This is a genomic window from Acinetobacter qingfengensis, assembly GCF_008693185.1.
Taxonomy (GTDB): domain Bacteria; phylum Pseudomonadota; class Gammaproteobacteria; order Pseudomonadales; family Moraxellaceae; genus Acinetobacter; species Acinetobacter qingfengensis.
Genome location: NZ_VXKN01000002.1, coordinates 334,033 through 351,525 on the forward strand (window position 1 = coordinate 334,033; position 17,493 = coordinate 351,525).

General features: G+C 37.2%; 21 protein-coding genes and 2 tRNA genes. 5 read left to right on the forward strand and 18 right to left on the reverse strand.

Features of this window, described 5'->3' with window-relative positions; genetic code table 11:
* The first annotated feature begins 6 nt into the window (after positions 1-6).
* Positions 7-927, forward strand: a complete 921-nt coding sequence (locus F4V57_RS04080) for a LysR family transcriptional regulator (protein ID WP_070069483.1) — start codon at positions 7-9, stop codon at positions 925-927.
* A gap of 76 nt (positions 928-1,003) precedes the next feature.
* On the opposite strand, the gene mdh is transcribed toward F4V57_RS04080, so the two are convergent.
* The 3 genes from mdh to F4V57_RS04095 all read right to left on the reverse strand — a co-directional run bounded on the left by mdh (position 1,004) and on the right by F4V57_RS04095 (position 4,245).
* Positions 1,004-2,176 carry an iron-dependent methanol dehydrogenase gene (gene mdh / locus F4V57_RS04085; RefSeq protein ID WP_070069484.1) on the reverse strand — a complete coding sequence of 391 codons (1,173 nt, stop codon included), beginning with the start codon at positions 2,174-2,176 and terminating at the stop codon, positions 1,004-1,006.
* Positions 2,177-2,428: 252 nt separating this feature from the next.
* Complete coding sequence (adhP, locus tag F4V57_RS04090; RefSeq protein WP_070069485.1) at positions 2,429-3,460, reverse strand: alcohol dehydrogenase AdhP; 1,032 nt, start codon at positions 3,458-3,460, stop codon at positions 2,429-2,431.
* A gap of 188 nt (positions 3,461-3,648) precedes the next feature.
* Entirely contained in the window at positions 3,649-4,245 is a 597-nt protein-coding gene (locus F4V57_RS04095; RefSeq protein ID WP_070069486.1) for a LysE/ArgO family amino acid transporter, read from the reverse strand.
* A gap of 106 nt (positions 4,246-4,351) precedes the next feature.
* Here F4V57_RS04095 and F4V57_RS04100 point away from each other — a divergent pair, with 106 nt between their 5' ends.
* Entirely contained in the window at positions 4,352-5,236 is an 885-nt protein-coding gene (locus tag F4V57_RS04100; RefSeq protein ID WP_070069487.1) for a LysR family transcriptional regulator ArgP, read from the forward strand.
* A 16-nt stretch (positions 5,237-5,252) separates the two neighbouring features.
* Here the strand turns inward: F4V57_RS04100 and F4V57_RS04105 are convergent, their stop codons facing one another.
* From F4V57_RS04105 to F4V57_RS04150, 10 genes are all read right to left on the reverse strand, one after another.
* Positions 5,253-5,450 carry a hypothetical protein gene (locus F4V57_RS04105; RefSeq protein WP_070069488.1) on the reverse strand — a complete coding sequence of 66 codons (198 nt, stop codon included), beginning with the start codon at positions 5,448-5,450 and terminating at the stop codon, positions 5,253-5,255.
* Positions 5,451-5,653: 203 nt separating this feature from the next.
* Positions 5,654-6,268 (reverse strand): urease accessory protein UreG, encoded by a 615-nt coding sequence (ureG, locus tag F4V57_RS04110; protein ID WP_070069489.1) that lies wholly within the window; start codon positions 6,266-6,268, stop codon positions 5,654-5,656.
* A 17-nt stretch (positions 6,269-6,285) separates the two neighbouring features.
* Positions 6,286-6,948: an urease accessory protein UreF gene (locus F4V57_RS04115; RefSeq protein WP_070069490.1), complete on the reverse strand. Its 663-nt coding sequence runs from the start codon at positions 6,946-6,948 to the stop codon at positions 6,286-6,288.
* On the reverse strand, positions 6,938-7,417 hold the full coding sequence (ureE, locus tag F4V57_RS04120; RefSeq protein ID WP_070069491.1) for an urease accessory protein UreE: 480 nt from the start codon (positions 7,415-7,417) through the stop codon (positions 6,938-6,940). The genes F4V57_RS04115 and ureE overlap by 11 nt, the downstream gene beginning before the upstream one ends.
* A complete protein-coding gene (locus F4V57_RS04125) occupies positions 7,417-8,007 on the reverse strand; it encodes a histidine phosphatase family protein (RefSeq protein ID WP_070069492.1) in 591 nt (196 codons plus the stop codon). Before F4V57_RS04125 ends, ureE begins: the two co-directional genes overlap by 1 nt.
* A 9-nt stretch (positions 8,008-8,016) precedes the next feature.
* Positions 8,017-9,717, reverse strand: coding sequence for an urease subunit alpha (gene ureC / locus F4V57_RS04130; RefSeq protein WP_070069493.1), 1,701 nt, complete (start codon positions 9,715-9,717; stop codon positions 8,017-8,019).
* A 16-nt stretch (positions 9,718-9,733) separates the two neighbouring features.
* Positions 9,734-10,225 (reverse strand): GNAT family N-acetyltransferase, encoded by a 492-nt coding sequence (locus tag F4V57_RS04135; protein WP_227515672.1) that lies wholly within the window; start codon positions 10,223-10,225, stop codon positions 9,734-9,736.
* Complete coding sequence (locus F4V57_RS04140) at positions 10,188-10,496, reverse strand: urease subunit beta (RefSeq protein ID WP_070069495.1); 309 nt, start codon at positions 10,494-10,496, stop codon at positions 10,188-10,190. The genes F4V57_RS04135 and F4V57_RS04140 overlap by 38 nt, the downstream gene beginning before the upstream one ends.
* Before the next feature lie 9 nt (positions 10,497-10,505).
* Positions 10,506-10,808: an urease subunit gamma gene (ureA, locus tag F4V57_RS04145; RefSeq protein WP_070069496.1), complete on the reverse strand. Its 303-nt coding sequence runs from the start codon at positions 10,806-10,808 to the stop codon at positions 10,506-10,508.
* Between the two features lie 108 nt (positions 10,809-10,916).
* Positions 10,917-11,789, reverse strand: coding sequence for an urease accessory protein UreD (locus tag F4V57_RS04150; protein ID WP_070069497.1), 873 nt, complete (start codon positions 11,787-11,789; stop codon positions 10,917-10,919).
* Between the two features lie 206 nt (positions 11,790-11,995).
* Here F4V57_RS04150 and ykgO point away from each other — a divergent pair, with 206 nt between their 5' ends.
* From ykgO to F4V57_RS04165, 3 genes are all read left to right on the forward strand, one after another.
* Positions 11,996-12,121, forward strand: a complete 126-nt coding sequence (ykgO, locus tag F4V57_RS04155) for a type B 50S ribosomal protein L36 (protein WP_081409183.1) — start codon at positions 11,996-11,998, stop codon at positions 12,119-12,121.
* A 90-nt stretch (positions 12,122-12,211) separates the two neighbouring features.
* On the forward strand, positions 12,212-12,685 hold the full coding sequence (locus F4V57_RS04160; RefSeq protein ID WP_070069524.1) for a copper resistance protein NlpE: 474 nt from the start codon (positions 12,212-12,214) through the stop codon (positions 12,683-12,685).
* Positions 12,686-12,864: 179 nt separating this feature from the next.
* Positions 12,865-13,293: a hypothetical protein gene (locus F4V57_RS04165; RefSeq protein ID WP_070069498.1), complete on the forward strand. Its 429-nt coding sequence runs from the start codon at positions 12,865-12,867 to the stop codon at positions 13,291-13,293.
* 83 nt (positions 13,294-13,376) lie between these two features.
* Here F4V57_RS04165 and F4V57_RS04170 read toward each other — a convergent pair whose 3' ends face one another.
* From F4V57_RS04170 to F4V57_RS04190, 5 genes are all read right to left on the reverse strand, one after another.
* Positions 13,377-14,375 (reverse strand): NAD(P)H-quinone oxidoreductase, encoded by a 999-nt coding sequence (locus F4V57_RS04170; protein WP_070069499.1) that lies wholly within the window; start codon positions 14,373-14,375, stop codon positions 13,377-13,379.
* Positions 14,376-14,492: 117 nt separating this feature from the next.
* Positions 14,493-14,577, reverse strand: a tRNA-Leu gene (locus F4V57_RS04175).
* A 409-nt stretch (positions 14,578-14,986) separates the two neighbouring features.
* Positions 14,987-15,071, reverse strand: a tRNA-Leu gene (locus F4V57_RS04180).
* 75 nt (positions 15,072-15,146) lie between these two features.
* On the reverse strand, positions 15,147-15,995 hold the full coding sequence (locus F4V57_RS04185; protein WP_070069500.1) for a serine/threonine-protein kinase: 849 nt from the start codon (positions 15,993-15,995) through the stop codon (positions 15,147-15,149).
* Complete coding sequence (locus F4V57_RS04190) at positions 15,996-17,489, reverse strand: DUF3336 domain-containing protein (protein WP_070069501.1); 1,494 nt, start codon at positions 17,487-17,489, stop codon at positions 15,996-15,998.
* Positions 17,490-17,493: the final 4 nt, after the last annotated feature.

The window sequence follows — 17,493 nt, forward strand, 5'->3', positions numbered from 1 at the left end:
ATTGATATGCTAGAACTTCGCCATTTACGGACTTTACAGGCATTACGTGAACATGGGTCACTGGTTGCTGCCGCAACAGATCTTAATTTGACACCATCGGCAATTTCTCATCAACTCAAGGAACTTGAGCATTGGTATGATGTAGAAATTGTTAATCGCCGCTCTCGCCCATTACAATTTTCCAATGTCGGTTTACGCTTGCTCAAACTGGCCGATGACGTTTTACCGCAAGTACAATTAGCACAATCTGATATCGTACGCTTGGTACATGGTCAGACTGGACGGATTATTTTCTCTTCTGAATGTCATAGCTGCTTTGACTGGCTGATGCCACTGCTCAATCAATATCGTCAACAGTATCCAGATGTTGATCTGGATTTTGCTTCTGGGTTTGAAGTTAATCCACATGAATTGCTACAAAATGCTGAATTTGATCTACTGATCACTGCCGATCCAATCGTATTAAAAGGTATTGAATACTTTCCGATTTTTGAATACGAATCTCGTTTGGTACTGTCCAATACACATGCTCTAGTTCGTGATGCAGATTTAAGTGTGGAAAAATTGGCAGAAGAAATCCTGATTACTTACCCAGTAGATAAACACCGCCTAGACATCATGGCGCATGTATTTCTACCAGCCAATATTCAACCTAAAGCGATTCGCACTACTGATTTGACACAAATGCTGATTCAACTGGTTGCTAGCGGACGAGGCATTGCAGCATTACCTGATTGGGTGGTTAATGAATATGAACAAAAAGGTTGGGTCACCAGTCGCCGTTTGAGTTTTATTTCTCCTCAAGGACTAAGACGTACCCTTTACGCAGGCTTTAGAACTGAAGAAAAATCCAGAGATTATTTTGATGGCTTTCTCAAACAATTACAGAAATTTTCCAATAAACGTCAGGCTTATTACGCTGAATAAATTTTATATTCATGATCAGATACATACAAAGAAGCTCGCCATTTTGACGAGCTTTTTTATATTATAAAATTATTAATTACATTGCTTTAGCAAAAATTTCAACAACCTGTGCGTGATTAGCTTTACGTGGATTAGTCAACATACAAGCATCTTTTTGTGCATTGGTTGCCATGATATCAAAATCTTCTGTTTTTACACCTAAGATGTTTAAACCAGTTGGAATACTAATTGATTCAGATAATTCTCGAATTGCAGCAATCGCAGCCTGTGCAGCTTGTGTTGTCGTCAATTTTGAGGTATCTACACCCATAAATTCTGCAATATCAGCATAACGCTCAGGACAAGCAATCAAGTTAAATTCACATACATGTGGTAATAAAATCGCATTACAGATGCCATGTGGTAAATTATAAAAACCACCCAATTGGTGTGCCATAGCATGTACATAGCCTAGTGATGCATTATTAAATGCCATACCTGCAAGATACTGGGCATAGCTCATCGCCTCACGTGCCTCAATATTTTCACCATTGGCAACTGCCTGACGTAACCATTGCTGGATCATACGAATGGCTTTTTCTGCACAAGCATCAGTAATCGGATTCGCTGCTGTCGATACATACGCTTCAACAGCATGTGTTAAAGCATCCATTCCTGTTGCAGCAGTAAGACCAGCAGGTTTTGCAACCATCAATCTTGGATCATCAATGGCAATGAGTGGTGTACAACGCCAGTCTACAATAGCCATTTTTACATGTGTTTCTGTATTGGTAATAATACAAAAACGTGTCATTTCTGATGCTGTACCCGCGGTAGTATTTACAGCAATTAACGGCGTCATTGGTTTGGTACTTTTATCAATACCTTCATAATCACTAATATGTCCACCACCAGCCGTAACTAGACCGATCCCTTTACCACAATCGTGTGCAGAACCACCGCCAAGTGAAACAATAAAGTCACAACCATTATCCTGATATTCTTTTACACCATTATGTACGTTAAGATCAGTTGGGTTAGGCTCTGCTCCCGGATAAATATGGCTTTGAACATCTTCCTGTGCTAAGTATCCTGCGATTAAATCTGCTACACCTGCCTTAAATAAACCTTGGTCGGTTACGATCAATGCTTTCTTAGCACCCAAATTTTTTGCCTTGATGCCAATTTCTTTGGAACAACCTGGGCCAAATAATGATACGCATGGGATGTAAAAGCCGTTTGTTTGATCTGCGATTTGCTTGTAAGCCATATAAAATCCTTATTATTTATCTCAAATATAAGTCTATGAAAGATTTCGGAAATGATGCTATTGGATTTTATTTTTTTAACCTACCTACCAAATACCTACAAAAAATAGGTATTTATTCTCATTATCATTTATTCTTTTTTTAGTTGTTAATATTTTTATCATTTTTTTATTTTAAAATTGACTTTATAAAACCATCACATGCCTTGGCACATAATGGTTTTAAAATATTTCGTACACAATGGTAAATTGTGTTTATTTTCTTAGATCAATCACAATACGACCATCGATTTTGCCATGTTCCATACGTTCAAAAATATCATTAATATTCTCTAATGGCTCAACATTAATATGCGCTTTCACTTTACCACGTGCAGCAATATCAAGTGCTTCTTTTAGGTCTAGACGAGTACCGACAATAGAACCACGAACAGTAATACCGTCAAGTACCATATCAAAAATAGAAAGATCGAATTTACCCGGTGGTAAGCCATTCAATACCATTGTGCCACCACGGCGAATAATTTTTACTGCTTGTTCAAAAGCTTTTGGAGAAACTGCTGTCACCAAAACACCATGACATCCATCACCTGTAGCTTTATAAACTTCGGCTTGAACATCATCAACTTTTAGTGCATTAATACCAACATCAGCACCTAATTCTTTTGCCAGATTAAGTTTTGAGTCATCTACATCTATTGCAACAACATTGAAGCCCATGGTTTTAGCGTATTGCACAGCAACATGACCTAAACCACCAATACCAGAGATGGCAACCCAATCCCCTGTTTTGGCTTCAGTCATTTTTAAGCCTTTATACACAGTTACACCGGCACAAAGGATTGGTGCAATTTCAAGTAAATCTACACCTTCTGGAATAACACCGACATATTCACCATCTGCAAGACAATACTCAGCAAAGCTACCATTGACAGAATAGCCTGAATTTTGTTGTTCCTTACATAAAGTTTCCCAGCCTGCATAACAATGGTCACAATGACCACAAGCTGAATATAACCATGGAATACCTACCAGATCACCAATCTTAAGATGAGTAATACCCTCACCAATTTCGACCACCTCGCCCACGCCTTCATGGCCTGGAATAAATGGTACAGTTGGTTGAATTGGCCAGTCACCATGCATTGCATGTAAATCTGTATGGCAAACACCAGTAGCAATTACTTTGACAAGTACTTTACCTGCACTTACCTTTGGAATTTCTACTTCTTTGATTTCAAGAGGTTGATTAAATGCTGTTACTACAGCGGCTTTCATCGTTCCCATTTTTAATTCTCCACATCCTTTATATCATCCTTTACCAAATGAGAATTTTACTCATTTGATAAAATAAAATTAACATAACCAAGGTAGGTTATTGGTATGTCTATAAACTTATGATTTAAAATTATTTTCTAAATTCCCTTATTTGTTTACCCTATTATATTTACCGACTTTCACAAATCTTGACAAGATTAATGAATCAATTGATAAGCAATACACCACATGATTATCGCAATACACCCGTCTAAAATTTTCCATGATTGTGCATTTTGAAATATTGGTAAAAGAAATCTCGCACCATAGCCCAGACTAAAAAAGAATATCCATGAAGCAAGAATTACACCCAAGGCAAATAAATAGCGTTCCTGCATAAATTTTACAGATATTGCACCAACTAACACCACCGTATCCAGATAAACATGTGGATTTAACCATGTTAAAGCCAAACAAATCATTGCAATATGCAACAAAGATTTTGGTTCTAATTCATGATGAATTAATGCCTTCTGAGTGTTAAATACGCCCATACAATGCTTTAGACCATATAAAAATAAAAATAAGGCACCAAAATATTTTGCCAAATCTACAATCACAGGATATTGCACAATAATTTCGCCAAAACCCCATACACCGCAAAAAATTAACAGGCTATCGGACATTGCACAAATCAAACAAATCCAGAAAACGTGTTGTTTTTTTAATCCTTGTTTGAGCACGAATACATTTTGTGCTCCAATTGCAATAATTAAAGAAAATCCTGTTGCCAAACCATATAACCATGTTGCCATTTTTATCTCAAAAACGTTATTTAAGGCAAAATTATCTATATTTTTTATACTTAAGTCAGTAAAATTAAGAATATCTTGGATAAACTAAATTTTTTTAAGGTAAACCATGTTGAACAGCAAACAATGTCAGGCATTCTTGGCTGTAATTGAAACGGGTAGCTTTGATCAGGCAGGACAATTGCTCTGTCTTACCCCTTCTGCAATTTCACTTCGGGTACAGGCTTTAGAAAAAACATTAGGACAATTGTTATTGATTCGTGGGCGTCCCTGTACTCTCACTCAGGCTGGTCAGGATGTTCTACAATATTTGCAGCATAGCAGACTACTAGAACAAAACTTATTACATCATTTAACAGGTCAAACCACACCAGATGAATTTTTCAAGGTACATCTTGCAGTAAATGCTGATTCACTTTCAATCTGGCTCTTGCCTGCATTACAAAACATCCTAGTTTGTCAAAGTATTGTTACGGCAATCAAAATTGATGATCAATCTTTAACGCATACCTTACTAGAAACAGGTCAGGTCAATGTTTGTATTTCGATAGAACCTGAAGCAATGCGTGGCTGTCATAGTATAAAGTTAGGTAAAATGCGTTATCGAATGATGGCAAGCCGACAATTTCAACAAAAATGGTTTAAACATGGAATTACACGAGAAGCTTTGCGTAAAGCACCTGCAGTCTTATTTAATGAAAAAGATTATATGCACTTTGAGGTTTTACTCACACATTATGGCTTGGCTAAAGGTACTTTTCCTTATCATACCATACCGTCTGTCAGTGCCTTTTTTGATGCGCTACAACTTGGATTGGGATATGGCATGATACCCGATTTACAGTTGGCAACGCATTATGATTTGATTGAAGTTATGCCGAATGTCGCTATGGATATCACTTTATATTGGCACCACTGGAAACAGCAATCCAAACCTTTACAAGCCTTGACTCAACATATTGTCACAGAAGCTCGAAAAATTCTAATCCAGTAAACTTTACAAACATGTATTATAAGAATGCCCAAATCTGCTCTTTATCTTGATTTTTTAATAAAAAAGTGCGTTCAGTATCGTCTGCAACAACAATATGATCATTGGAAATCATTTTGACCTTCAATAAAGTCCCTTCTTCGTAAACAATATCTGCAAAACCTTCTTTGCTCAAAATCAATTGTTGTTTTAAAATCACAAGTTGATTCGATGTCATTTTTGTTCTCCCATCCCTATTGCTTGTCATTTCAGATGATTAGACACGAATCAGTCTATTGGTCTGAAATTTTGCATATTATAATTTATTGATCAAAAACCAAAATATTTGGTCAACTGATTTTGAAATACTATCGTAATATACAAAAAAAGAAAGCATTAATTTACATTAGCTACTTTCTTAATTCTGAAAAATAATCACTTCTATACTTTGAATAATCCTTGTTTTTCAATAAACTGAATTATTTCTTGCAAACCATCTTCTGTTTTCATATTAGAAAAAATGAATGGTTTATCACCACGCATGCGTTTGGCATCTTGATCCATGACATCCAGATTGGCGCCAACCATTGGTGCCAAATCAGTTTTATTAATGATGAGTAAATCTGATTTAGTAATTCCTGGTCCACCTTTACGTGGTATTTTTTCACCACCTGCCACATCAATAACATAAAGTGTGAGATCAGATAATTCCGGACTAAATGTAGCTGCCAGATTATCTCCACCACTTTCAATAATAATCAACTCTAATCCGATAAACTTTTCACAAAGATCATCAATTGCTGCCAGATTGATCGAAGCATCCTCGCGAATTGCAGTATGTGGACAACCACCAGTTTCGACACCGACAATACGTTCAGGCGACATGGCTTCATTACGGGTTAGAAAATTAGAATCTTCTTTGGTATAAATATCATTGGTCACTACAGCCATATTATATTTATCACGTAAGGCACGGCATAAATTTAATGTCAATGCAGTTTTACCTGACCCTACCGGCCCACCAATACCAATACGTAACGGGCTACGTTCTGTCATGATTTTTTCCTTTCATTTTATGATCTAAATAAGCGTGAATATTGTGTTTCATGCTGCATACTCAACATTGCATAATGTGGCAATGCACTACTCAGTTCATGATCCTGGATTGCCAATGCTAGTTGAATTGCTGCGGGAATTTGTTGGTGTAAATGCCATAAAATCCGTTGCCCACCCATTTGTCCTAATGGTACAGTTTTGACAGCTGCCAATACTTGATTTTCCAGAACTGTGAATGCATAAGCTGTTAATATATCAGTAACATTTAGCCCTAGTCTGCCACAAAGTTGCGCATAAACCGGTACAAAACCAAACTGTTTTTTCACCACCACAGATTGCCTAAGTACATCTTTAATCCATGCATTTAGAGAGAATGCCAATTGCTGTGATTCAGCCAACAATTCTTTACTTTCACGGCTGGCCTGATAATAAGTGGCCCAATGTAAAAATACCTTTTCATCTGCATAATATTGCAACATACGTTTGAGAATAGGTAATTCAAAACGCACCAATAGTAATGCTAATACATCTTCAAAATAAGCAATGCTGCTTTGCTCATCATGTATTAAACCCAAATTAATAGCACTTTCAACACCTTGCGAGTAACAATAGGCACCTACAGGTAAAGCTGTTGATGATAACGTCAACAGTTTAAGTAAATGTGCAGCGTCAATGGACATGATGAATCGACTTGACTGGGCTTAAGCGATGATCATGACTGTGCTGTGCATAAGCACCACTTTCAGGTTCAAACGGATGCTCAACTTCTTTCACCTCCAAACCCAAACCTTTAACCATTTCTGCAAGCACATGATCAGGTTCAAAATATAATGCGTATGGTGTAAGCATTAACGGTACATGTCGATTTCCCAGATGATAAGCGGCTTTGAGCAATTCGAAATCAGTTTTGGCAGTAATTTGCATCAATTCTTCTGGTTTGGCATCAATACGCAATACGTCACCTTGTTCACTCACGATATAGGAGCCACTGCGTAAAATACCTGTACGGGGCAAATCTATACCGATATCTACGCCATTGTTTAATGTGGCACGAAAACGGGATTTCTGCCGGATATCGAAGGTCAATTCAACCTGATCAAAAGCTTGCTCTTGTGTAATCTGTTCAAGACGTTGGGTATAGATTTTCATTATATTTCCTGATCATAAATAAAATATTCAGTATTGCCAATTGGATCATTCAACATTCGTTCACGAAAATCATGCATCAACTGCTGTGATAATTCACGATTTTCTAGTGCAATAAATTTAAATAATGTCAAAAATTGCCCGTGACTGAAAACATGTAAATGTTCAGTCGTGTATTGTTGCTGTAATAACTTCAATTCATAAACAAATTGATCAACACGTCGATAAAACATTTCAAATGATTCAGCATCATCGGCATCTCGATAATACAGATCGGCACGTTGCCAATAATCACTCACCCAAGGCTGACGTTGTTGTAAAGTTGTGTTTTTACACTTTGCGTCAGAGAGATAAGAAAACTCTTCTATTGCATAAATTTCAGGCTCGACATCATCACGCAGCAAAAGAGGTGCTGCGGTCTGCCTGGTTCGCAAATAAGATGAAATTAAGACACGTTGGGCTCTCGGCAATTGCTGTAATAAGGCTTGCGCTTGCTGATGCCCAATATCTGTTAATGGAATAGTTGCATGTGAATTTGTCCGCTCATTTACATTGCCTACGCTTTGTGCATGACGAATCAAATAAATTGACATCTTAACCCCTTAAAACAAAAAATATCGCTGTGCCATTGGTAATATTTCTGCTGGTTCACAGGTAAGTAATTCACCATCTGCACGCACCTCGTAAGTTTCTGGATGCACATCCATAACCGGAGTTGAGGTATTATGTTTCATATCTTTTTTACTGATATTACGGGTATTTTTACAAGCACTAACCATTTTTTTCAAATCAAGTTGCTGATGTACTTTTGCATCAATTGCCGCCTGGGATAAAAAAGTGAAGCATGTACGATGTACCCCACGAGGATAAGCCCCAAACATTGGACGATAATGCACAGGTTGAGGTGTTGGAATTGATGCATTAATATCACCCATTGGTGCAGCAGCAATCATGCCACCTTTAATAATCATAGAAGGTTTCACGCCAAAGAATGCAGGTTTCCACAATACCAAATCTGCCAGTTTACCCTCTTCTACCGAACCGACCTCATGACTTAAACCGTGTGTGATAGCAGGGTTAATGGTGTATTTGGCAATATAACGCTTTACACGATGATTATCGTTACATGCGTTATCTCCCGCCAATGCACCACGCTGAATTTTCATTTTATGTGCCGTTTGCCAAGTACGAATAATCACTTCACCTACTCGCCCCATCGCTTGCGAGTCGGAGGACATCATGGCAATTGCCCCCATATCCTGCAAAATATCTTCTGCAGCAATGGTTTCGCGGCGAATACGGCTTTCTGCAAAGGCAATATCCTCAGCAATTGCAGAATCCAGATGATGGCATACCATCAACATATCCAAATGCTCATCAATCGTATTGACTGTATAAGGCCGAGTTGGATTAGTTGAAGATGGCAAAACATTATGTTGACCAATAGCTTTTAAAATGTCTGGTGCATGCCCACCACCTGCACCCTCGGTATGATAGGTGTGAATGGTACGGTCTTTAAATGCAGCCAGTGTTTCCTCAAGAAAACCACCTTCATTCAAGGTATCGGTATGAATGGCAACCTGTACATCAAACTCATCGGCAACACTCAAACAATTATCAATTGCTGCGGGTGTCGAACCCCAATCTTCATGCAGTTTCAAGCCAATCACACCCGCTTTAATTTGCTCCCGAACGGGTTCTGGCAAACTCAGATTACCTTTACCTAGCAAACCAATATTCATGGGTAAATCATCGATAGCCTGAAGCATGGTGCCAATATGCCATGGCCCAGGGGTTACAGTAGTTGCGGATGTTCCCGCAGCAGGCCCCGTGCCGCCTCCAACCATCGTCGTTACACCACTCATCAATGCTGTTTCAACCTGTTGTGGACAAATCCAGTGAATATGTGTATCAATCGCTCCAGCCGTCAAAATTTGGCCTTCACCAGCAATAACTTCGGTCGCAGCACCTAAAGGAATACTAATATCGGGTTGAATGTCTGGATTACCGGCTTTACCAATTTTCCAGATACGTCCGTTTTTTAGACCAACATCGGCTTTAATAATTCCCCACCAATCGACAATTAAAGCATTGGTAATCACCGTATCTGCCACTTCATTGGCCAGCATTTGTGATTGCCCCATACCATCACGAATGACTTTTCCTCCACCGAATTTGACTTCCTCACCGTATGTGGTCAGGTCTTTCTCAACCTGAATAAATAATTCTGTATCAGCTAGACGAACACGATCCCCAACTGTAGGACCAAACATTTCTGCATAGGCACGGCGTGACATTTTCATGGATGTATACCTTATATTAAGTGTTATTTGAGAGGTAAGTTTTTTTCATCGGAATAAAACGTAGTCCCCGATCTTCAATGACAGATTGTGTTGGCATAAAGCCAAAATGTTGATAGATTTTTTCGGCATAACAACTTGAATTCACCGTCACTGCCAAAATATTTTCAGCTCGTATTTTATTTTCGACAAACTGCCACATTTTTTTACCGACTCCCTGATGCTGATAACGTTGATCTACAAAGAAATGCAGTAAATGTGCAGGCTTTTGATAAGCAATTGCACCGATAATCAGCTCAGCATCACTATAAACAAAATACTCAACATCAGCTAAACCCAGTACTTTTAAAATACTTTGATAATTAAGACATTGTCGTCCCATATTATCCACAGCAAAATCATCAATATATGGTTGAATAATTGCTTCAATTGCAGCAGCATCTGTCAATTGAGCTGGACGAATCCCATTCATATTAATCCAGTTTTCCCATAATTCGGCCGGCAAAACCATAGACTTCCCGTTTACCTGCCAATGCAACCAATTCAATTTCCCGATTTTGTCCCGGCTCAAAACGCACTGCTGTTCCTGCGGCAATATTTAGCCGAAAACCTTTTGCAGCTTCACGATCAAATTGCAACGCATCATTGGCTTCAAAAAAATGAAAATGTGACCCAACTTGAATAGGACGATCACCACTATTTGTGACAATCAGTTTTTTTATCAAACGCCCTGTATTTAATTCAATATCACTATCATCAGTAATAATTTCACCAGGAATCATCACATTCTCCTAAACAATCGGTTGATGCACTGTCACCAGTTTTGAACCATCCGGAAAAGTCGCCTCTACCTGAACTTCAGCAATCATATCAGCAACCCCATTCATTACATCATCACGTGTCAACAAGGTTGTACCATAATGCATGAGTTCAGCCACAGTCATTCCGTCACGTGCACCTTCTAACAGTGCAGCTGAAATAAAAGCAATTGCCTCTGGATAATTTAACTTCAATCCTCTTGCTTTACGACGTTCCGCGACCAATCCAGCAGTAAAAATCAATAATTTATCTTTTTCGGTTGGATTAAGTTCCATATACCTTTCCTAATTTAATCTAAAAATGATTTAAGCAAAATATATGCTCAAATTTTTGCAAACTCATATAAAAATACTGAAAATTAACAAATTTTATGCAATTATTCTTTAAGTTCGCCAAATTCTTGGAAACTCTTCATCTAATTCATACCAGTAAAATCTTAATCTGGCACGAATTGCCGCAAAAGCATCATGACACTGTCTAACATCATCGCCTAAAAATCTGGCGCAAATTACATCGCCCAAGATGGTTAGATGAATCGGTAAATCCATACGCATCATCAGTTCACGAATACGCTCCAATTGCTGCTCAAGTATAGTGCTACTACGATATTGAATCGGTGCAACCGCCCAAAAACTTCCCATAACGGCTTTACCATTCATCCCCAAACAAGAAGATAAAAAACGATCTTTACCAGAAAATCGCAGACGATCTGAAACCAGCAACATATTATCTCTAAATAATTGAAAATTATTACAATATAGACCCGTATTAAAGTTTTCCTGCCGGGCTTGTCGACCAATAACCAGCATATCCCAACCAATAAAACTGGCATGTTGGTGTAAATGAATGCGTGTTTCAGATTCAGCAATCGCACCATCAAATAGCATAGTTTCTTGAGGCAACCATTCCAAAATACCCTGTTGATCAACATTTAAATCAATATGTTGATAGGCTGTTTTAGCACTAGTTTTATACCATTTTCCAGCTCCGGGTGTTGTAATCACAGCATGCGCTTGGTTTTTTACATTGATTTTAAAAGTAATATGATCACCACCAGCAATCCCTGCTGGTGGATGCACAATAATCGCATGACATACACCAGTTTTTTCAGGCCACAGCATTTTTTGCACCCTTACAGGGCCAAAATGCCTCCTATGAGTCATAACGGTGCGATTAGTGCGCTGTTCAAACCCAAGTTCTAATTGAGCACACCAGCATTGTTGCTGTATCTTGCTGTATCTTGCTGATTTTTGCATGATTTTGTTGCACACCCATCTCTTTATTCAAAATAATTCTATACTCTTGCTAATGTAAAGCGAAATTTACGCCAAACCAAGATAAACACATACAATTAAATGTCTTTTCTTAATTTTTTATTTTGAAATGTCAATATTATAGACTAGCAGACCATTCATAAATATTATATTATAACATTCCAAACAAACAAAAGGTCATTTTGAATATGCAAGTATTATCTTCCTTAAAATCAGCCAAAAAACGCGCGTCAGACTGCCAGATTGTTCGACGCCGTGGCAAGCTTTATGTCATTTGTAAGTCCAATCCCAGATTTAAAGCACGACAGGGTTAAACAAATTTCCAGCAAACTTTTACATACAACATTTTTATTCTGTTTATTCTATATAGCATCTATTTTTATAATCAGGTGCTATATAATATGATGAACAAATCTCTATTACCGATACTTTCAATAACTGCTGCACTGATTTTAGTTGGCTGTAATAGTGCCAATCAACCTCAAAATACTCAATTATCTGAAAATCAACAATCACCACTTTCTCAACAAAGTCATTCTGATACAGCGCACACAGCAGAAAACGCTCTAGATTGGGATGGTATTTATCAAGGTACTTTACCTTGTGCAGATTGTCCGGGAATTAAAACCGTGTTAACGCTGCATGCGGATAAGACATACAAACTTGAGGAAACGTATCTGGAAAGGAATGTGCAACCAATTATCACTGAAGGAACTTTTCAGTTTGACAAAAATCAAAGCTCAATCATTACACTTGATAGCGCCAGCCAAAATCGTAAATTCTTTATTGGTGAAAACTTTGCCAATGCACTAGATTTAGAGGGTAATCCTATTACTGGTGCCCTACAACAATATTATAAGCTGAATAAAGTTCAATAATTTAGAGGATGTAACTGTACGCAATATATTCAATCAATACATCACCTTTTGAATCGTGAAATCTTGCCAGCTTCAAATAATTCTGATAATTTAATTGGAAACTTAGGGTCTGACCAAATCAGACAGTGTGGATTTAAACCAACTTGCCAGCACTTAAATGGCTAAATAGGAGCAAAATAATGCAGACATTGACCATACCTCAAATATTTTCTCGTTGGTCTTTTTATCAATATCATTATCAATCACTTATTCAACAACCAGAATGTTATACTATTCTGGTTGAGAATGCCTTTATTACAGTATTCCCTTTCAGAAAAGTACAGCTTTATTTGGGAGATTTATTACAATTATGGTTTAGTCGGCACTGGCAAGTACAACCAACCTGCCAATTATTTGAAAATCTTCTACAAGTTACGAAAAATTTACAGCATACTCCAGTTTTTGTTTACCAAATCCAAGCCAATCTCCTGACAGGATCTCATTGTGCTGAAGTCTGGGATCAGTCTGCCTGTCACAAGCAATCTACCCAAATTGATCATGCTTTACGTTATTGGATAACTTACAGATTATTACAAAAGCCAGCCAACGTACAAACAATCTATGCGTAATGTAACCTACATCATAATTTATAAATTATTGAACTTTTAACTAAAATAGCCAGAGTATTTCATCTGGCTATTGAAAATGAAATTTATGTTTGTTCCAGATCCAGAACAATTTTACCAATATGTTGACTAGCTTCCATACATTGATGTGCTTGCTGTACATCTTCAAAATTAAAAGTTTTATAAACTAAAGGTTTACATTGACCTGTTTCAATCAATGGCCAAACATGATGTTCCAGATCTTCAGCAATTTTTTGTTTTTCTTGTTGGTCACGTGCCCGCATGGTTGAGCCGGTGACAATCAAGCGCTTTAACATAATTGCCTGTAAATCCACCTTATCCGCATAACGTCCGCCCATAAATCCAATAATCACCAGACGACCATCTTTTTTAAGCAAATTAATATTTTTATTAAAATAAGATGCACCTACAATATCTAAAATTACATCTACGCCTTTTTGTTCAGTTTGCTGCAAAATTTCTTGTTCAAAATCCTGTGTCTTATAATTGATGATATGACCAAAATCTGCCAGTGCTTGTACTTTGTCTTCAGCACCAACCGTTGCGAAAGCACGAATTCCCATCGCTTTACACAAGCTTAATGCTGTTGAACCAATACCACTGGCACCACCATGGATCAACGCTGTTTCATATTTTTGTAATCGACCGATGGAAAAAATATTAACCCAGACAGTAAAATAGGTTTCAGGGATTGCCGCAGCCTCAACATAAGTTAAATTTTTAGGTTTATGTAAAACCTGAGTGACATCAACCACACAATACTCAGCATAACCGCCACCATTAGTTAAAGCACAAACCTGATCCCCTATCTGGAAACGTTGTACATTACCTCCTATTGCAACCACATCACCAGCAACTTCCAATCCCGGAATATTGGTTACGCCTTTGGGCATAGGATATAAACCTTTACGTTGCAAAATATCTGGACGATTTATGCCTGCTGCACGTACTTTAATTAAGACTTCATCAGCTTTTGGTTGTGGAATATCAGTTTGACGAATTTGTAAAACTTCTGGTCCACCACTTTCGATGATTTCAATATAATTCATTTGCTGTTGTTGCATAGATAAAATCCATTTAAATTAAAAACAATGAGTATTAACTGATTATAATGGGATCAAAAAATAATTTTGTATAGATTAGATGGAGAATGATAAAAAATAAAATCATTATAATAATTATGGTGGGGGCGGAGAGACTCGAACTCTCACACCTTGCGGCGCTGGAACCTAAATCCAGTGCGTCTACCAATTTCGCCACGCCCCCGATGTGCTGCGTATATTAGCAATGCAATCTGCATTTGCCAAGCGCTTTTTATATTGTTTGCATATTAAAACAACAAACATCATTCTTTTTAAGAAAATTTAGACAAAATCTTTTTAATTCTCAATAGATTCTACAAGTTTATCAATACTTTTTATCATTCATATATATGCTGTAGAAAATAAAAATTTGATCTATTGAATGTTATGAGAAATATTTATCTATACTTATTCAAGTCTACACATACAAAACCTATTAGCAATCAAACATAGTTAAAGCGATGAGAAGCTATAAATGAATTAAATTTTGTATTTAAAAGAAAAGATAAATATGCTACTAAAAAATAAATGTGAGATGATTACTAATAAATGATATTAGAAATTAAATAATAACATCGTTATAATGATTATTATGGTGGGGGCGGAGAGACTCGAACTCTCACACCTTGCGGCGCTGGAACCTAAATCCAGTGCGTCTACCAATTTCGCCACGCCCCCGATGTGCTGCGTATATTAGCAATGCGTTTGCTGTTTGCAAAGGATTTTCTTTAAAAATTTCAACCAAATGCACATTTAATCATCAATTTCTTGGGATTTTCTTGGTTTTAATTCGCTTAAGGCATTAATTACCTCATTCAGAGTACTAAATCTATGTTGAAGCTGCTTTGCAAGCATCCGATCAAGTACAGATTGTAAATATTGTTTTGGCTCAACACATAACGGAATATCTTGTTGGCAATGCAATTGTGCCCAATGTCGATAAGTTTTACCTTGATACGGTTTTTTACCATTTAATATTTCATAAAAACAGATTCCCAATGCATAAATATCACTTTGTATCGAACAACATCTCCCCAAAAATAATTCTGGCGCCATATAAGCTGGTGTACCTAAAGGCTGTATTTTTATATTTTGCTCTTGAATTTTTTGCGTTTGCGCAAAATCGAGTAATTTTATTTGATCTTGTTGTAAACAAAAATGTGATAATTTTAAATCGGCATGCACATACCCCAAATCGTGTAATTGCTGAACTGTTTGACAAATTATCATAAAATTTTTGATTTTTTTGCCTAAAGACCAATCATTTAAAGTCAGTGTTTTTAATGTTGATTGATATGGCAATAACAAAAATTGTCCGCTTAAATTTAATTTAGATAATGCTGATCCATTAAAATTGCCAACAATATGATCATCAACTTGATAAATATAAAATTCATGACAAAATTCTTGCTGTCGAAAACATTGATAACAAGCTATTTCATGCTGAAGTTCCTGCACAGTTGTAGAGTCTGCATCCGCTGTTACCGCTTTCATAACCCAATCTTGTTTGGCAGACCTGATTTTTAATACATATTGACCAGATAGTTCTCTCGAATGTACACCAAGCGACTCAACCATTTCCAGTTGCGACCAGTTAAACATTTAATTCCCAACATTTATCTCAAGTTGTTGCACTTTAAGCGCATGTAAATGTTGTTCCAGTGCTTTTCCTACTCGAGCATGAGCTTCAATATTCGCAATTTTCGGCCAAGTTGCTCGTTCCCCTTCTCTTTGTAATGTTTTAAAAATTTTTTGATCAGGATTTTTTAACATATACGTAAAGTGCCTTAAACTAAAATTACCAATAATATTGATATCTCCATAATAACGTTGGCCAACAATCCCATAACTATTATCAATAACTTTCTGTACCAATGGCACTCGTCCTAATCTGGCTCTTAAAAAGTCCATGGTTTCAAGCGTTAAATTTTTGCTTTGATTTCGAATAAAACGATTAGGCCAACTCAGTAAATCCTGTCGATAGCGCTCAACATCATTTTGCATAAACGGCACAATATGAGGATTGACCTGACAGGCAATAGAATAATTAATATTATATAATCTTGCCATTTTTTCCTGTGGAAAATCACTACGTACACTACCGTCGACCCAACGTGTACTCGCCATATAAGGGGTATAGGCGCCATCTTTGCGCTTAGTGGTTAAGCGTACAGGTGGAAATAAAAATGGTACTGCGCAAGATGCTAGTGTAGCACTCCATACCAATAAATCCGGTGCAGTAATTTCATTCATGATTCGTGGATTATATTCTGCTTCATAAGGCGCTACCACAATCGATGCATGACGGCCGGATTTTTCAAAGGCTTCACTAAACGTATACTCTCCCAGATTCTCTCGTAAAAATTTTTTCAACACTTGAATATCGGCAATTCCCTGTCGATCACGCAACACTTTCATAAAGTTACGGAATTTGAAAACATGATCATAAAAACCCTCACCGTTGATCATATCCAGCAATTCTGTATCAGTTTTAGTGACAGCGACTCCGGTCATCAATGCGCCTGCACTTGAGCCTGAAACAACTTTTGGTAGTAAATCTTGTTCCATTAATGCTTTACATACACCGCTATGAAACAAACCTAGTGTGGCGCCACCAGAGAACATTAATGCAGGTTGTCCATAGGCATGCGAAGCTTCTTTAAAATATTTGATTTTTTCAACAAGTGAAAATGCATCAAACTGCTCAGAAGCAACATAAGCAAAGCATTCACTTACGGTTTCTATATATTCTTCAATTAATTTTTTTGTGCCAACAAATGTATGGGCAAATAGTAAGGGATGTGCAATATTGGCAATATCGAAATTCAAACCTTCACGTAGAAACTGAGCCAACTCAAGTTGTTCATTCGCCATTCTTAAGCGTTTAATTCTGGTTAGACGATGCGCAATAAATTCAGAACCGTAATATGGTGAAGCATTTTCATATTTCCATGCCTCTAGTCCAGTCACTTTATCTAATTCCAGTGCAATTTCTTTCCACTGCGCATAATTTTCAGCATACTGTAAATCCCGTTTTAGCGTGGCAATACGATAACGTTGATGTGAATTAAGCTTTGCTGGATTATATTGCTGCATATAC

Coding starts and splice junctions, on each gene's coding strand:
- adhP (WP_070069485.1), bottom strand. CDS start 3,460: ATGGGAACGATGAAAGCCGCTGTAGTAACAGCATTTAATCAACCTCTT.
- F4V57_RS04140 (WP_070069495.1), bottom strand. CDS start 10,496: ATGATTCCTGGTGAAATTATTACTGATGATAGTGATATTGAATTAAAT.
- F4V57_RS04100 (WP_070069487.1), top strand. CDS start 4,352: ATGTTGAACAGCAAACAATGTCAGGCATTCTTGGCTGTAATTGAAACG.
- F4V57_RS04160 (WP_070069524.1), top strand. CDS start 12,212: ATGAACAAATCTCTATTACCGATACTTTCAATAACTGCTGCACTGATT.
- ykgO (WP_081409183.1), top strand. CDS start 11,996: ATGCAAGTATTATCTTCCTTAAAATCAGCCAAAAAACGCGCGTCAGAC.
- F4V57_RS04185 (WP_070069500.1), bottom strand. CDS start 15,995: ATGTTTAACTGGTCGCAACTGGAAATGGTTGAGTCGCTTGGTGTACAT.
- F4V57_RS04125 (WP_070069492.1), bottom strand. CDS start 8,007: ATGTCAATTTATTTGATTCGTCATGCACAAAGCGTAGGCAATGTAAAT.
- mdh (WP_070069484.1), bottom strand. CDS start 2,176: ATGGCTTACAAGCAAATCGCAGATCAAACAAACGGCTTTTACATCCCA.
- ureE (WP_070069491.1), bottom strand. CDS start 7,417: ATGAAAATCTATACCCAACGTCTTGAACAGATTACACAAGAGCAAGCT.
- F4V57_RS04190 (WP_070069501.1), bottom strand. CDS start 17,489: ATGCAGCAATATAATCCAGCAAAGCTTAATTCACATCAACGTTATCGT.
- F4V57_RS04135 (WP_227515672.1), bottom strand. CDS start 10,225: ATGGTTTTGCCGGCCGAATTATGGGAAAACTGGATTAATATGAATGGG.
- ureC (WP_070069493.1), bottom strand. CDS start 9,717: ATGAAAATGTCACGCCGTGCCTATGCAGAAATGTTTGGTCCTACAGTT.
- F4V57_RS04165 (WP_070069498.1), top strand. CDS start 12,865: ATGCAGACATTGACCATACCTCAAATATTTTCTCGTTGGTCTTTTTAT.
- F4V57_RS04105 (WP_070069488.1), bottom strand. CDS start 5,450: ATGACATCGAATCAACTTGTGATTTTAAAACAACAATTGATTTTGAGC.
- F4V57_RS04150 (WP_070069497.1), bottom strand. CDS start 11,789: ATGCAAAAATCAGCAAGATACAGCAAGATACAGCAACAATGCTGGTGT.
- F4V57_RS04080 (WP_070069483.1), top strand. CDS start 7: ATGCTAGAACTTCGCCATTTACGGACTTTACAGGCATTACGTGAACAT.
- ureA (WP_070069496.1), bottom strand. CDS start 10,808: ATGGAACTTAATCCAACCGAAAAAGATAAATTATTGATTTTTACTGCT.
- F4V57_RS04095 (WP_070069486.1), bottom strand. CDS start 4,245: ATGGCAACATGGTTATATGGTTTGGCAACAGGATTTTCTTTAATTATT.
- ureG (WP_070069489.1), bottom strand. CDS start 6,268: ATGACAGAACGTAGCCCGTTACGTATTGGTATTGGTGGGCCGGTAGGG.
- F4V57_RS04115 (WP_070069490.1), bottom strand. CDS start 6,948: ATGTCCATTGACGCTGCACATTTACTTAAACTGTTGACGTTATCATCA.
- F4V57_RS04170 (WP_070069499.1), bottom strand. CDS start 14,375: ATGCAACAACAGCAAATGAATTATATTGAAATCATCGAAAGTGGTGGA.